Source organism: Methylobacterium sp. UNCCL125 (assembly GCF_900116795.1).
In the GTDB taxonomy this organism is placed as follows: Bacteria; Pseudomonadota; Alphaproteobacteria; order Rhizobiales; family Beijerinckiaceae; genus Methylobacterium; species Methylobacterium fujisawaense.
Window position 1 is genome coordinate 42845 of record NZ_FPBW01000006.1, and the last position, 13625, is coordinate 56469.

Here is a 13625-nt window from a genome sequence, read left to right on the forward strand (position 1 = left end):
GGCCCCGCTCAGGCCTGCAGCTTGGCCACCAGCGCGTCCGACAGGGCGAAGTTGACGTAGACGTGCTGGACGTCGTCCTGATCCTCGATCACCTCGACGAGGCGGATGAGCTTCTCGCCGGTCTCGTCGTCGACGTCGATCGTGTTCTGTGCCTTCCAGATCAGCCCGGTGCGGCTCGGCTCGCCGAAGCGCGCCTCTAGGGCCTTGGTGACCTCGCCGTAGGAATCCTGGGCGCAGACGACCTCGTGGCCGTCCTCCCCGGAGCTGACGTCGTCGGCGCCGGCCTCGATGGCGGCCTCCAGCATCGTGTCGGCATCGGCCACGGAAGCCGGGTAGGCGATCACGCCGACGCGGTCGAACATGAAGGCGACGGCGCCGGTCTCGGCGAGGCTGCCGCCGGACTTGGTGAAGGCCGAGCGGACGTCCGAGGCGGTGCGGTTGCGGTTGTCGGTCTGCGCCTCGACGATCAGGGCGGCGCCGCCGGGCCCGTAGCCCTCGTAGCGGATATCCTCGTAGTTCTCGCCGTCAGCACCGGCGGCCTTCTTGATGGCGCGCTCGATATTGTCCTTGGGCATGTTCTCGGCGCGGGCCGCCAGGATCGCGGCGCGCAGGCGCGGGTTCATCGCCGGGTCGGGCGTGCCGAGCTTGGCCGCCACGGTGATCTCGCGGGCGAGCTTGCCGAACACCTTCGAGCGGACTGCGTCCACCCGGCCCTTCCGGTGCATGATGTTCTTGAACTGCGAATGGCCTGCCATGACGGTTCAGACTTTTGTTCGTTGGCGAGGGCGGGCGTCCGGGACCCCGCCGTCGCGGCTGTGAGGTCGCGCCGTATATAGGCCGCCGCCTTCGGACGAAGCAACGCGGCCGCCGCCGCTCGGCACCGCGCAGGGGGACACGGGCGCGCAGGCTTCGCAATCCCGTGATCGCGGAAAGAATACCCGCCTCGGGCGTTGGCGCTGCACTTCTCCCTGAGCTGGAAGCCCGATGTCGAGCCGGAACGGACGCAGCACGGTCATGGTCACGGGCGCGAGCGCCGGTGTCGGCCGCGCCGTGGCGCATGAATTCGCCCGGCACGGCTGGAATGTCGGTCTGATCGCCCGGGGCGAGGCCGGGCTGAGGGGCACGATCCGCGATGTCGAGCGGGCGGGCGGCCGGGCGCTGGCGTTTGCGGCCGACGTCGCCGACGCGGAGGCCGTCGCCCAGGCCGCCGACGCGCTGGCCGAGGCGTTCGGCGGCATCGACGTCTGGGTCAACAACGCGATGGTGACGGTCTACGCGCCCGTGCAGGAGACGGACCCGGAGGAGTTCCGACGCGCCACCGAGGTCACCTATCTCGGGCAGGTGCACGGGACCCTGGCGGCGCTCCGCCACATGGTGCCGCGCGACCGGGGCACGATCGTGCATATCGGCTCGGCGCTCGCCTATCGGTCGATCCCGCTGCAGGCGAGCTACTGTGCCGCGAAGGCCGCCGTGCGCGGATTCGTGGATTCCCTGCGCAGCGAATTGCTCCACGACGGCAGTCGGGTGCGGCTGACGATGGTCCAGCTCCCGGCGGTCAACACGCCCCAGTTCGACTGGGCGCGGTCGCGGATGCCGCGCAAGCTCGAACCGGTGCCGCCGATCTACCAGCCGGAGGCGATCGCCCGGCACGTGTTCCGGGCGGCGCACGACGCGCCGCGGGAATTGTGGATCGGGGCTTCGGCCTGGAAGGCGATCATCGGAAACATGCTGATCCCGGGCTGGATCGACGGCTACCTCGCCCGGCACGGCTATCGCGGGGAGATGACCAGCGTGCAGGCGCAGACGAACCGCCCCGACAACCTCTACGACCCGGTGGACACCGATCCCGGCGCCCATGGCCGCTTCGATGCCCGGGCGACCGGCCACGTCGCCGCGGCAGACCCGCGCTGGCTCAAGTTCGGGATCGCGGCGGCGCTCGGCATCGTGGCCGGGACGATGCTGTTCGCCACCGAGGCGCATGGGCGGGCGGAAGCGCGCGCCGGCCGCCGGCTGGGCAGACGCTAGGATACCGGTTTAGGCAGGCCCATCGCGCAGCCTCGGGGCTGCGCAAACCTTGCGGAACGCGCTGTGTGGCGCCCCAGGCGGCACCGGGCTTTAGGGAGGATCCGATGCCGGCAACGAACCGCCGCGACCTCGTACGGGGTGCGCTCGCCGGAGGGGCCGTCCTGGGTCTCGGCGGCGGCGCCCGCGCCGCGGCGCCCTTCGGCGGATCGCAGGCGCCGGGCTTCTACCGGACCCGCGTCGGCAGCTGCGAGGTCACGATCCTCAACGACGGGGCGCGCAGCTTCCCGATGCCGGACCGCTTCGTGCGCAATGTTCCCCGGGACGCGGCACTCGGCGCCGCGCAGGCGGCCTACATGCCGCCCGGCCAGGTGACGGTGCCGTTCAACCCGACGCTGATCAACACCGGCGCGAAGCTCATCCTGATCGATACCGGCAACGGTCCGGTGCCGGGCGCGCCCGTCGGCCGGCTCGCGGCGAACCTCGCGGCGGCCGGGATCAGACCCGAGGAGATCGACCTCGTGCTGCTCTCGCATCTCCATCCCGACCACACGAACGGCCTCAAGAGGGCGGACGGGAGCCTCGCCTTCCCGAACGCCGAGATCCGGGCCGCCGCGCCCGACTGGGCATTCTGGATGAGCGACGCCCACATGGCCCAGGCCGCCGACCCGGTGACGCAAGGCTACTTCGCCAACACCCGCCGGGTGCTCGGCGACCTGAAGGACCGGATCGGCACCTTCGCGTGGGACGAGGAGGTCGCACCCGGGATCACCGCCCTCGCCGCGCCCGGCCACACGCCCGGCCACACGGCCTTCGCGATCGCCTCGGGGGCGGACCGGCTGCTGATCCAGTCCGACGTGACCAACATTCCGGCCTTCTTCCTGCAGCACCCGGACTGGCACGTGATGTACGATTACGATGCCGATCAGGCGCAGGCGACGCGCCACCGCTTCTACGACATGGCCGCGTCCGAGAAGGCCCTCGTGGTCGGCTACCACTTCCCCTTCCCGTCCCTCGGCCATGTGGAGCGGAACGGGCCGGGCTACCGGCTGGTGCCCATCGCCTGGAACGGCGTGCTCTGATCGTCCAGGGTCGCGTGCACCCGGATCAGGTTCGCCAAGTCCACGACCCCGCCCGGCCATTCGACGCCCGCGATGTGACGGTGCGGCCGTTCCGGCTCACCGAGATCCGAGACTGCCGAGAAGGCACCGTCGAGCGGGTGGCTCTCGGTGTAGCGGCTCCGTGTCGCCAGGACCGGCAGTCCCGCGGCCCGGGCCGAGCTGATGCCGGCGGCCGAATCCTCGAAGGCCACCGCCTCGGAGGCCGGGATGTCCAGGCCGGCGAGCGCCAGGAGGAATACGTCGGGGGCGGGCTTCTTGCGGTTCGCCTCGTCGCCGGCCGCGATCACGTCGAAGGGTGCCGCGTCCGGCGGGAAGTTGGCGGCCAGGAGCCGGTCGACATTCGGCCGGCTCGTGGTGGTGGCCACGGCGAGCCGCAGGCCCGCCGCCCGGGCCTCGGCAATCAGCCGGGCGATCCCGGGGCGCAGCGGCAGGCCGCTCGCTGCCACCAGTTCGCCGTAGGCGCGCGTCTTGCGGGCGTGGATCTCGGGGGCCAGCGCGTGGAGCGCCTCGGCTTCGGCTGCGTGCCGGGTGTCGATGTAATGGGCGAGCCGCTCCTTGCCCCCCATCACGGTCAGCAGGTCGGCGTAGAGCGCCTCGTCCCAGCGCCAGGGCAGGCCGAGTTCCGCGAAGGCGCGGTTGAACGCCTGCCGGTGCAGATCCTCCGTCTCGGCGAGGGTCCCGTCGACGTCGAAGATCAGCGCCCTCAGCACGACAGGTCGCGACCGGAGGCGCCCTCCGCGCCCGCGCGGATCGCCGCGATGCGCTCGGCATAGGCGCCCGGACCGCCGCCGAAGACCGCGTTGCCGGCGACGAACGTGTCGGCCCCGGCGCGGCTCGCCGCCTTGACGGTCTCGGGGTCGATCCCGCCGTCGACCTGGATGCGGATGTCCCGGCCCGCCACCATGGCGCGCACCCGCGCCACCGATTCCATCGTGCTCTTGATGAAGCTCTGGCCGCCGAAGCCGGGATTGACCGTCATCACCAGCACGAGGTCCACGAGGTCGAGCACCGGCTCGACCAGGGCGGCCGGCGTGCCCGGATTGATCGCCACGCCGGCGCGCTTGCCGAGGTCGCGGATGGTCTGGAGCGAGCGGTGGATGTGCGGCCCGGCCTCGGCATGGACGGTGATGCCGTCGGCCCCGGCCTGCGCGAAGGCCGCGAGGTACGGGTCGGCGGGCGCGATCATCAGGTGGACGTCGAAGTACTTCTGCGTATGCGGGCGCAGAGCCTTCACCACCGGCGGCCCGAAGGTGATGTTGGGCACGAAGTGCCCGTCCATGACGTCGAGATGGATCCAGTCGGCGCCGGCCGCGTCCACGGCGCGGGTCTCCTCGGCGAGCTTCGAGAAGTCGGCGGACAGGATCGAGGGGGCGATGACGGGTGGGAGCATGGGAGGCTTTCGGGATTGTTCAGGCCAGCCTGCGACGGCGCTCGACGAGCTGCATGATCATCGGCGTCAGGATCAGCTGCATGGCCAGATCCAGCTTCCCGCCGGGAATCACGATGGAATTGGCCCGGCTCATGAAACTGTCGTGGATCATGGAGACGAGATACGAGAAGTCGATCCCCTTCGGGTCCTTGAAGCGGATGACCACCATCGATTCGTCGGCGGTGGGGATCCAGCGGGCGATGAACGGGTTCGAGGTGTCGACCGTGGGCACCCGCTGGAAGTTGATGTCGGTGAAGGAGAATTGCGGGCAGATGGTCTGCACGTAATCGGGCATGCGCCGCAGGATCACGTCGGTCACCGCCTCGGTGGAGTAGCCGCGGAACGAGCGGTCCCGGTGCAGCTTCTGGATCCATTCGAGGTTGATCACCGGCACGACGCCGATCTTCAGGTCGGCGTAGCGGGCGATGTCGACATCCTGATCGGCCACGCAGCCGTGCAGGCCCTCGTAGAACAGCAGGTCCGAATCCGGCGGGAACGACTCCCAGTCCGAGAAGCTGCCCTCCGGGATGCCGAAGGCCTGCGCGTCGTGGGCATCGTGGGCGTAGTGGCGGGTGCGGCCGGTCCCGGATTCGGCGTAGCTGCGGAAGACCGCCTCCAGCTCGGGCAGGAGGTTGGCGCGCGGCGCGAAGTGGGACAGCGTCGGTTCGTTCGCCATCATCGCCCGCATCGTGTCGCGGTCGAACGCATGGAAGCCGTCGCCCTCGATGAAGACCGCCCGCACGTCCTCGCGGCGGAAGATCTGCTCGAAGGTGTTGCGCACCGAGGTGGTCCCGGCCCCGGAGGAGCCGGTCACCGAGATGATGGGGTGCCGCGCCGACATTACCGTCCGGACTTCGTGCTGTGCCTCACGACCGCATCAGACCGCGCTGCCCGAACAGCGGCGAGCGGCCGGCATCGGGCTTGCCGCCCGCGTAATAGGTCGCGACGCAGGCCACCTCCTCGGTGGAGCCGCAGACCAGGGGCGCCCGCTCGTGGATGCCGGTGGCCACCAGGTCGAGGATCCGCGTCTGGCCGTCGGTGGCCGTGCCGCCGGCCTGCTCGACCAGCATCGCCACGGGGGCGACCTCGTAGAGCAGCCGCAGGCGGCCGCGGGCGTAGTTCTTCCGGGCGTCGCCCGGGTAGAGGAACACGCCGCCGCGGGTCAGGACGCGCTGGATGTCGGCCACCAGGGAGGCGAGCCAGCGCATGTTGTAGTCCTTGTCCCGCGGGCCCTCGGTGCCGCGCTGGCAATCCTCGATATAGGCCTTCACCGGGGCATCCCAGTGCCGGGCGTTCGAGGCGTTGATAGCGAATTCCTTGGTGGAGGCCGGCACCGACATGGCCGGGCTCGTCAGCTTGAACGTGCCCTCGGCGCGGTCGAGCACGTAGGACTGGGTGCCCTCCCCCAGCGTCAGGATCAGCGCGGTGGCCGGGCCGTAGGTCACGAAGCCCGCGGCGATCTGCGTCGAGCCGGGGGTCGTGAACGAGGCGAGCGGATTCGCCGGATCCTTGATCGACGGCCGGATGCCGAAGATCAGGCCCACGGCCATGTTCACGCCGATGTTGGACGAGCCGTCGAGGGGGTCGATGGCGACGGCGAGCGGCGCGTCCGGGTTCAGCCGCATCACCTCCTCGGCCTCCTCGGAGGCGACCTCGGCGACCGGGGCACCGCGCAGGGCCGCGGTCACGCTCTCGTGCGCGATGACGTCGAGGGCCTTCTGGACGTCGCCGTCGCTGTTGTGCTCGCCGGCCGCCGCGAGGTCGCCGCCGAGCGCACCGCGCCCGATCCGCTCGCTGATCTCCACCGCCGAGCGCGCCACGGCCGCGATCACCGCGGCGGTGTCCTTCAGCGCCGGATTGGCGTCCACGGCCTGCGCAAGACAGGTCTCGAGGGGCGTCCCGATCGCCGCTGAAATTGCCATCGGCCTACTCCTCCTGCTCGGATCCCGTCCGTCGGGATCGCGCCTTCCGCGCCGGCTCTGTAGCGGCCGCTTGGCCGCCAAGATAGCGGTCTGTGTCTCCGGATCGACAGGAACCCGCGGCGCGGCCTTCAAGATTTCTGTGCGATCTTGTGTCATAGGACGAAAAAAACGAGATGTCCGCCATGCGCAATCTCTCCCTCAAGCAGCTTCAGGCGGTCGCTGCCGTGGCCCGACTCGGCACCATGACCCGGGCGGCGCAGGAGCTGAACGTCACCTCGGCCGCCCTCTACGCGCGCATCCGCCAGCTGGAGGAGGAGGCCGGGCTGCTGCTGTTCGACCGGACGCCGGGCGGCCTCAAGCCGACCGATGCCGGCCGCGAGATGCTCTGGGCGATCGACAGCATCAACACCGTGCTGGAGACCTGCACCGACCGCCTGCGTACCCTGCGCGGCGCCGAGGGCGGGCGCGTGGCGCTGGGCGTCGTCTCCACCGCCAAGTACTTCGCCCCGCAGGTGATCGCGGGCTTCGTCAAGAAGCATCCCGGGGTCGAGATCAGCCTGTCGGTGCGCAACCGCGGCCAGACCGTGGAGGCTTTGCGCGGTTACGAGATAGACTTCGCCCTGATGGGCCGCCCGCCCCGGGACTTCCCGATCGAGGCGGCGACCTTCGGACCGCACCCGATCGTGCTGATCGCCCCGCCAAGCCATCCCCTCGCGGGCAAGACCGGGCTGAACCGCGAGGATCTCGCCGACCAGCCGTTCTTCCTGCGAGAGGAGGGCTCGGGCACGCGCATGGTCTTCGAGGAGTTCATGAGCGGCGTCCTGGTCAAGCGGGCGCCGCTGGACATCGACACCGGCTCGAACGAGACCATCAAGCAGGCGGTGATGGCCGGGCTCGGGATCGCGCTGCTCTCGGTGCACTCGGTGGCGGCCGAGCTGGAGAGCGGCCGCCTCGTCCTCCTGAACGTCAAGGGACTGCCGATCCGGCGCGACTGGTACGCGGTCCGGCGCGCCGACAAGGTGCTGGGTCCGGCCGCTTCCGCGGTCTGGTCCTATCTGATGTCGGAGGGTGCGCGCAGCCTGCCGGGCGTCGCGCAGAGCGGTCTCGTGCCGGCGGGAGCCAAGGCGTGAGTCCAGTCGGAATCGTCGTTGCGGGCGCCGGCCAGGCCGGCTTCCAACTCGCCGCCTCCCTGCGCGAGGGTGGGTTCAGGGATCCGATCACCCTGGTGGGCGACGAGGCCGCCCTTCCCTACCAGCGTCCGCCCCTGTCGAAGGCCTACCTCGCCGGCAAGACAGACCAGGAAGGCCTGTTCCTGCGCCCCCCCGGCTTCTTCGCCGAGCACGCCATCGCGCACCGGCCGGGGCTCCGCGCCGTCGCGATCGACCGGGCAACACGTCTTCTGCAGCTGTCGGACGGCGAGCACCTGCCCTACGCCCACCTCGTGATCGCCACCGGCGCCCGCAACCGGCCCCTGCCCGTGCCCGGAGCCGAGCTCGACGGCGTGCGCCAGTTGCGCGGCCTTGCGGATGCCGACGCGCTCCGGGCGCAGATCGAGGCGGCCCGGGCGATCGTCGTGGTGGGCGCGGGCTTCATCGGGCTCGAATTCGCCGCCGTCGCGGCCGGGCGCGGCCTCTCCGTGACGGTGATCGAGGCGGCCGAGTGGCCTATGGCCCGGGCGGTCTCGGCCGAGATGGGCGCGTTCTTCCGCGCGGCTCAGGAGGCGATGGGCGTGCGCTTCGCCTTCGGGGCCGGCGTGACGGCGATCCTCGGGCGGGACGGCCGTGCCGTCGGCGTGGCCCTCGCGGACGGCCGGGAACTGCCCGCCGACCTCGTCCTGGTCGGCATCGGGGTGCTGCCGAACCGGGAGCTCGCCTTGGAAGCGGGCCTGCCGGCCGAGGATGGAGTGCGGGTCGACGCGTTCCTGTCGACACCCGATCCGGCCATCTCGGCGATCGGCGATTGCGCCCGGTTTCCCAGCCCCTTCGCTCACGGGCTCACGCCGGACGGCACCGTGCGGATCGAGTCCGTGCAGAACGCCATCGACCAGGGGCGCTGCCTGGCGGCGCGGCTCACCGGCAAGCCGGCGGCCTACGGCGCGCTGCCCTGGTTCTGGAGCGACCAGGGCCGGCACAAGCTGCAGATCGCCGGATTGGCGGGCCCCACGGATGCCAGCGTGGTCCGCGGCTCCGGCTCCGCCTTCTCGGTCTTCCGATTCCGCGACGGACGCCTGAGCGCCGTCGAATCCGTCGACCGGGCGGGCGACCACATGATCGCCCGGCGGCTGCTCACGGCCGGAACGCCGCTGAGCCCGGATCAGGCGGCGGATCCCGGCTTCGACCTCAAGGCGCTGGCGCTGCAGCGGCCCTGAGGGTTCTCAGCCCGGGAACGCCACCGGGGCCGGCTTCTGCCGCAGGGCGATGGCGGTGCCGATCCCGAGCGCCAGGATCGTGAGGGCGCATCCCAGGAGCGCGCCGAGCTGGCCGAACCGGAGCAGCGCCTGCCCGATCACCGCGACGCCGAGCGCCTGCCCGCAGAAGAATGAGAAAGCATGGAGCGCCACCGCGGAGGCGCGGGCCTTGGGCGCCACCTCGGTGACCTGCGTCTGGTAGGTGTTGTGCAGCATGTAGAAGCCGAGCCCCATCGCGGTGAGCGCGGCGCAATCGACCTGCCACGTGCCGGCGAGCCCGACGACGGTGAGGGACGCACTACAGATCAGGCCGCCGCCGATGAGCATGCGCGGCAGGCCGAGCAGCCGCACCAGCAGCCCGACCAGGGCCGAGTAGAGCAGGCCGCCGACCGCGAACCCCGCCAGCACGAGGCCGGCCTCGCGCGGTCCCCCCTCCCCGCGGGCCTCGATCAGCGGGGCGAGGTGCGGAAACACGCCGAAGATCGCGATGGCCTCGATGAACACCGCCGAGAACAGCACCCGCGCCCGGGGATTGCGCAGGATCGTCCGGTAGCGGGTCACCGCCTCGCCGAAGGCCAGACGGCGCGCGGCGGGCCGGCCGGTCCGGTCGAACCCGAACACGGTCGCCGCGCAGGCGATGGCCGCCACCGCCGCGGTGACCGCGAAGACACCGCGCCAGCCGATCGCCGCCTCGATCAGGCCCGCGAAGGTCGAGCCGGAAAGCTGGCCGAGGATCACCGCCACCAGGAACCGGCCGATCGCCACCTGACGGCCCTCCATCGGCACCCGGTCACCCAGCAGCGCCAGGGACAGCGGAATGCAGCCCCCCGCCGCCGCCCCCGCCAGCATGCGCAGGCCGAACAGGCTGCCGATATCGGGGGCGATGCTGCACAGGGTCAGGGCGACGGCGAGCACCGCGAGGCAGGTGCTCATCACCCGCTCCTTGCCGAGCGCGTCGCCGATCGGGCCGAGCACCGGCTGGATGAAGGCGTAAGGCAGCGCGAAGGCGGTGGAGAGGAGCGCCACCGTGTGGGCGTCGCTCGCGAGATCCCGGGCGAGCACGCCGACGAGAGGCTCGACCGAGCGGAGCGCGAAGGTGCTGCCGAACCCCGCACAGGCCAGGACGACGATGAGACGCGGGATCGACGTCGGCGGCGACTTCGGCAGCGTCGCAGCGGGGACGAGAGCCGGCTCTGTGCTGTCGGTCATGAGGGACGCTGCGCGACGCGGGCCAAACCAGGCTCGCGACATCGCATCTCCCCCGCCGGAGCGGAACCCCGTTGCGCGACAGATCCGTGCGCGTCGAACGCCGGATCCGGTGCGGGGGATCGCTGCCGCCCGAGCCCGGCGGCGCTCAGGCCGAGGCGGCCGCCTGATGCGCCTCCGCGAGCTGCGCATCCTCCGCCGCGACCATCCGGGCGGCCGGACGGGACCGGATGCGCTCGACATAGGCCGTCAGGACGGGCGCGGGCTCCACGAGGCCGAAGCCCGTCGTCCAGCCGAGGGCGCCGCCCCACAGGATGTCGGCGGCGCTGAAGCGCTCGCCGAGCAGGTACGGCCCCGGAGTCAGCGCCTCCTTCACCCGGGCGATCACGCTGTCGTAATCGGCATAGCCCGACATGGCGCGTGGGCCCGGCTCCCGCTTCAGGTGCCGGTCGATCACCGCGGGCTCGAAGCAGGAGCCGTAGAACACCATCCAGCGCAGATAGGCGGCCCGGTCGGGCTCGGTGGGCGCCGGGGCGAGCCCGGCCTCGGGGAACAGGTCGGCGAGGTAGAGGTAGATGGCCGCCTGCTCGGTCACCACGGCCTCGCCGTGGCGGATCGCCGGCACCTTCGCCATCGGATTGACGGCACGGTAGGCCCCTTCGAGGTGCTCGCCGGCGCGCATGTTGAGCACGTGCAGCCGGTACGGGACACCGAGTTCCTCGAGCAGGACGCGCACCCCTGACGAGCGGGTATTGGGCGAATGAAAGAACTCGATGTCAGGCATATTGGTGGCTCCGCCCCCTCAGAGGATTGTCGATTCGCCGAAGCACACGCTCATACCGGCCGGAGGACGGGTCAACCTCGCACCGAAGCGGCCCTTCTCCAGGGACCGGAATCGGGGCAGGAACGTTGGGCGATTGTGCGATGCCGCGCGTTGAGCTGCCGTCCGGCACGACGCGAGCCGGGGGTATGAGTTCTGATGGCGAAGATTCTGCTGGTCGAGGACCACGAAGAGATCTGGGACTTCCTGTCCCGCCGCCTCAAGCGGCGCGGGTATGAGGTGATCCTCGCGCATGACGGCGAGGCCGGGGTCCGACAAGCCCGCTCGGGTCAGCCCGACGTGATCCTGCTCGACATGAACCTGCCGGTCCTGGACGGCTGGTCGGTCGCCCGGACGCTGAAGTCGGGCACCGACACGCGGGCGATCCCGATCATCGCGCTTACCGCCCACGCCATGTCGGGCGACCGCGACAAGGCGATCCAGGCCGGCTGCGACGACTACCACCCGAAGCCGGTCGATTTCTCGAAGCTTCTCAGCCAGATCAGCACCGCCCTGGGCGAGACCGCCCCGGCGAGCTGACCCGACCGCGGACGCGCGAATTGCGATCCCGAGACCTGATGTGAGTGGAGCGTGTCCGTGAGCGAGGATCCCGTCACTGCCCAGCGCCTGCGGCAGGGCCTGCCGGTCTTCGTGGCCTTGGCCTCGATCCTCCTCGTGGTCGCCACGCTGGCGGCCCTGTATCTCGGGCGCGAGATCCTCGTTCCGGTGACGCTGGCGATCCTCCTCAGCTTCGTGCTGGTGCCGGCCGTCCGGATCCTGCGGCGGCTGCGCGTGCCGCGTGCGCCGGCGGTCCTCCTCGTGGTGGTGATCGTCTTCGGCGCCCTGTTCGGGATCGGCAGCCTGATCGCCAGCGAGGCGTCCCAGCTCGCCTCGGACCTGCCGCGCTACACGCAGGTGATGCGTACCAAGATCAAGGATCTGCGCGGGGCGACGGCCGGGACCGGCACCCTGTCGCGGATCGTCGACATGGTGCAGGACCTCAGCGCCACCCTGCAGCCGCCCCCGGCCGCGGAGGTCCGCGGCGAGCCGGGATCGCGCACGCATCCCCTCACCGTGGAACTCACGCCCGCCCGCGCCAGCGTGGTCGACACGCTTCAGACCTTCGCGGGCCCGATCCTGCACCCGCTGGCCACGACGGGCCTGATCCTGATCTTCACGATCTTCATCCTGCTCCAGCGGGAGGATCTGCGAAACCGGGCGATCCGGCTCGCCGGCGGCTCGGGCGACCTGCGCCGCACCACGGCGGCGATCGACGATGCCACGAGCCGGCTCAGCCGCTTCTTCCTGGCCCAGCTCGCCCTCAACATCGCCTTCGGCCTCGTCATCGGCTTCGGACTCTGGATGATCGGCGTCCCGAGTCCGACCCTGTTCGGTGTCCTCGCGGCGATCCTGCGGTTCGTGCCCTATATCGGCGCGGCGATCAGCGCCCTTCTGCCGCTGATCCTCGCCGCCGCCGTCGATCCCGGCTGGGGCATGGTGATCGCCACCGCGGTCCTGTTCCTGGTGGTGGAGCCGATCTGCGGCCACGTGGTCGAGCCGCTCCTCTACGGCCACTCCACCGGCCTCTCGCCGGTCGCCGTCATCCTCGCGGCGACGATCTGGACGTTCCTGTGGGGGCCGATCGGCCTCGTCCTGGCCACGCCGCTCACCGTGTGCCTCGTGGTCCTCGGCCGGCACGTGGAGCGCCTCTGGTACCTCGACGTCCTGCTGGGCGATCAGCCAGCCTTGTCGCCGCCCGAGATCTTCTACCAGCGCATGCTGGCCGGCGATCCGGTCGAGGCGATCGACCAGGGCTGGCAGTTCCTCAAGGAGCGCGCCCTCGTCACCTACTACGACGAGGTCGCCCTCGCCGGCCTGCTGCTCGCGCAGGAGGATCTCTCGCGCGGCACCCTGGACCGCGAGCGGCAGGCGGAGGTCGGGGCGGCGATCCGCACGGTCGTCGACCGCCTCGGGACCGCTCCGATGACCCGGCGAAGCCGCCGAGGCTCCGGGCGCGGGCCCGATACCGAGACTGCGGCGGCGCTGGCCGCCATCGGGCCCGACCGGCAAGTGGCCGGCATCGTCCTCGAGCGCGAGGATCTCGCCCCCAACTGGCGCAGCGAGACGCCGGTGCTGTGCGTGTCGAGCCGCGGCCCGTTCGACGAGGCGGCGACGCTGATGCTGAGCCAGATCCTCGCCCGCCACGGGCTGGCCTCGCAGATTCTCTCGATGGCCGCGATCCGCGCCGGCGAGCGTCCCGACAATCCGGAAGGGCTCGCGCTGATCTGCTTCTCGTATCTCGAGCCGGTGAGCCTCTCGCAGATCCGCTTCACCGTCCGGCAGGCCCGTGCGGCGGTGCCGGGCGTGCGCATCCTCGTGGGCTTCTGGCGCGAGCGCGATCCGGCGACCCTGGAACGGCTGCGCCGGGCAACCTCGGCAGACTTCCTCGTGACATCGCTGAACGAGGCGCTCTCGGCTGTGCTCGGCGCCTGTCAGGAATCCGCACCCACCCGGCTCGTCCCGGCACCCGTGACTGCGCGTTCCGGTTCGGCGCAGCCGGCAGTGGCATGACGCGCCGTGCGACACCACCTCTGAGGACGGGCCGTCGACATCGCGCTCTCGACCGCTAGTGTTCCGTCCGCTTTTCGTGATCGGGCGCGCGCAAAATGCTTTTACGTCCCGGAGGCTGAACATCACC

General features: G+C 71.1%; 13 protein-coding genes. 6 read left to right on the forward strand and 7 right to left on the reverse strand.

Features of this window, described 5'->3' with window-relative positions; translation table 11 throughout:
- Positions 1-8: 8 nt before the first annotated feature.
- Positions 9-755 carry a YebC/PmpR family DNA-binding transcriptional regulator gene (locus tag BM396_RS07100; protein WP_043349263.1) on the reverse strand — a complete coding sequence of 249 codons (747 nt, stop codon included), beginning with the start codon at positions 753-755 and terminating at the stop codon, positions 9-11.
- 229 nt (positions 756-984) lie between these two features.
- Between BM396_RS07100 and BM396_RS07105 the strand changes: the two genes are divergently transcribed.
- Both BM396_RS07105 and BM396_RS07110 read left to right on the forward strand, forming a co-directional pair.
- Positions 985-2025, forward strand: a complete 1041-nt coding sequence (locus BM396_RS07105; protein WP_043381081.1) for an SDR family oxidoreductase — start codon at positions 985-987, stop codon at positions 2023-2025.
- A 104-nt stretch (positions 2026-2129) separates the two neighbouring features.
- Positions 2130-3104 carry an MBL fold metallo-hydrolase gene (locus BM396_RS07110; protein WP_043381083.1) on the forward strand — a complete coding sequence of 325 codons (975 nt, stop codon included), beginning with the start codon at positions 2130-2132 and terminating at the stop codon, positions 3102-3104.
- Here the strand turns inward: BM396_RS07110 and BM396_RS07115 are convergent.
- Genes BM396_RS07115 through BM396_RS07130 form a run of 4 tightly spaced genes read right to left on the reverse strand, consistent with a single transcriptional unit; the run spans position 3065 to position 6494 of the window.
- Positions 3065-3853, reverse strand: coding sequence for an HAD-IA family hydrolase (locus BM396_RS07115; RefSeq protein ID WP_043381084.1), 789 nt, complete (start codon positions 3851-3853; stop codon positions 3065-3067). The two genes, BM396_RS07110 and BM396_RS07115, sit on opposite strands and share 40 nt — an antisense overlap.
- A complete protein-coding gene (rpe, locus tag BM396_RS07120; RefSeq protein WP_043349271.1) occupies positions 3847-4533 on the reverse strand; it encodes a ribulose-phosphate 3-epimerase in 687 nt (228 codons plus the stop codon). Before rpe ends, BM396_RS07115 begins: the two co-directional genes overlap by 7 nt.
- Before the next feature lie 19 nt (positions 4534-4552).
- Positions 4553-5413: a phosphoribulokinase gene (locus BM396_RS07125; RefSeq protein WP_043349274.1), complete on the reverse strand. Its 861-nt coding sequence runs from the start codon at positions 5411-5413 to the stop codon at positions 4553-4555.
- Between the two features lie 25 nt (positions 5414-5438).
- Positions 5439-6494, reverse strand: coding sequence for a class 1 fructose-bisphosphatase (locus BM396_RS07130; RefSeq protein WP_043381086.1), 1056 nt, complete (start codon positions 6492-6494; stop codon positions 5439-5441).
- 182 nt (positions 6495-6676) lie between these two features.
- Between BM396_RS07130 and BM396_RS07135 the strand changes: the two genes are divergently transcribed.
- Together BM396_RS07135 and BM396_RS07140 are read left to right on the forward strand one after the other, a co-directional pair.
- Complete coding sequence (locus BM396_RS07135) at positions 6677-7624, forward strand: LysR family transcriptional regulator (RefSeq protein ID WP_043349301.1); 948 nt, start codon at positions 6677-6679, stop codon at positions 7622-7624.
- Entirely contained in the window at positions 7621-8862 is a 1242-nt protein-coding gene (locus tag BM396_RS07140; RefSeq protein WP_043381088.1) for an NAD(P)/FAD-dependent oxidoreductase, read from the forward strand. The genes BM396_RS07135 and BM396_RS07140 overlap by 4 nt, the downstream gene beginning before the upstream one ends.
- Before the next feature lie 6 nt (positions 8863-8868).
- Here the strand turns inward: BM396_RS07140 and BM396_RS07145 are convergent, their stop codons facing one another.
- Together BM396_RS07145 and BM396_RS07150 are read right to left on the reverse strand one after the other, a co-directional pair.
- Complete coding sequence (locus BM396_RS07145) at positions 8869-10110, reverse strand: MFS transporter (RefSeq protein WP_043381090.1); 1242 nt, start codon at positions 10108-10110, stop codon at positions 8869-8871.
- A 145-nt stretch (positions 10111-10255) separates the two neighbouring features.
- Positions 10256-10891, reverse strand: coding sequence for a glutathione S-transferase family protein (locus tag BM396_RS07150; protein ID WP_043381093.1), 636 nt, complete (start codon positions 10889-10891; stop codon positions 10256-10258).
- A gap of 195 nt (positions 10892-11086) precedes the next feature.
- Between BM396_RS07150 and BM396_RS07155 the strand changes: the two genes are divergently transcribed.
- Positions 11087-11467 carry a response regulator gene (locus BM396_RS07155; protein ID WP_043355299.1) on the forward strand — a complete coding sequence of 127 codons (381 nt, stop codon included), beginning with the start codon at positions 11087-11089 and terminating at the stop codon, positions 11465-11467.
- Between the two features lie 57 nt (positions 11468-11524).
- Positions 11525-13498 carry an AI-2E family transporter gene (locus BM396_RS07160; protein ID WP_043381094.1) on the forward strand — a complete coding sequence of 658 codons (1974 nt, stop codon included), beginning with the start codon at positions 11525-11527 and terminating at the stop codon, positions 13496-13498.
- Positions 13499-13625: the final 127 nt, after the last annotated feature.

Coding starts and splice junctions, on each gene's coding strand:
- BM396_RS07100 (WP_043349263.1), bottom strand. CDS start 755: ATGGCAGGCCATTCGCAGTTCAAGAACATCATGCACCGGAAGGGCCGG.
- BM396_RS07105 (WP_043381081.1), top strand. CDS start 985: ATGTCGAGCCGGAACGGACGCAGCACGGTCATGGTCACGGGCGCGAGC.
- BM396_RS07110 (WP_043381083.1), top strand. CDS start 2,130: ATGCCGGCAACGAACCGCCGCGACCTCGTACGGGGTGCGCTCGCCGGA.
- rpe (WP_043349271.1), bottom strand. CDS start 4,533: ATGCTCCCACCCGTCATCGCCCCCTCGATCCTGTCCGCCGACTTCTCG.
- BM396_RS07125 (WP_043349274.1), bottom strand. CDS start 5,413: ATGTCGGCGCGGCACCCCATCATCTCGGTGACCGGCTCCTCCGGGGCC.
- BM396_RS07130 (WP_043381086.1), bottom strand. CDS start 6,494: ATGGCAATTTCAGCGGCGATCGGGACGCCCCTCGAGACCTGTCTTGCG.
- BM396_RS07135 (WP_043349301.1), top strand. CDS start 6,677: ATGCGCAATCTCTCCCTCAAGCAGCTTCAGGCGGTCGCTGCCGTGGCC.
- BM396_RS07145 (WP_043381090.1), bottom strand. CDS start 10,110: ATGACCGACAGCACAGAGCCGGCTCTCGTCCCCGCTGCGACGCTGCCG.
- BM396_RS07150 (WP_043381093.1), bottom strand. CDS start 10,891: ATGCCTGACATCGAGTTCTTTCATTCGCCCAATACCCGCTCGTCAGGG.
- BM396_RS07155 (WP_043355299.1), top strand. CDS start 11,087: ATGGCGAAGATTCTGCTGGTCGAGGACCACGAAGAGATCTGGGACTTC.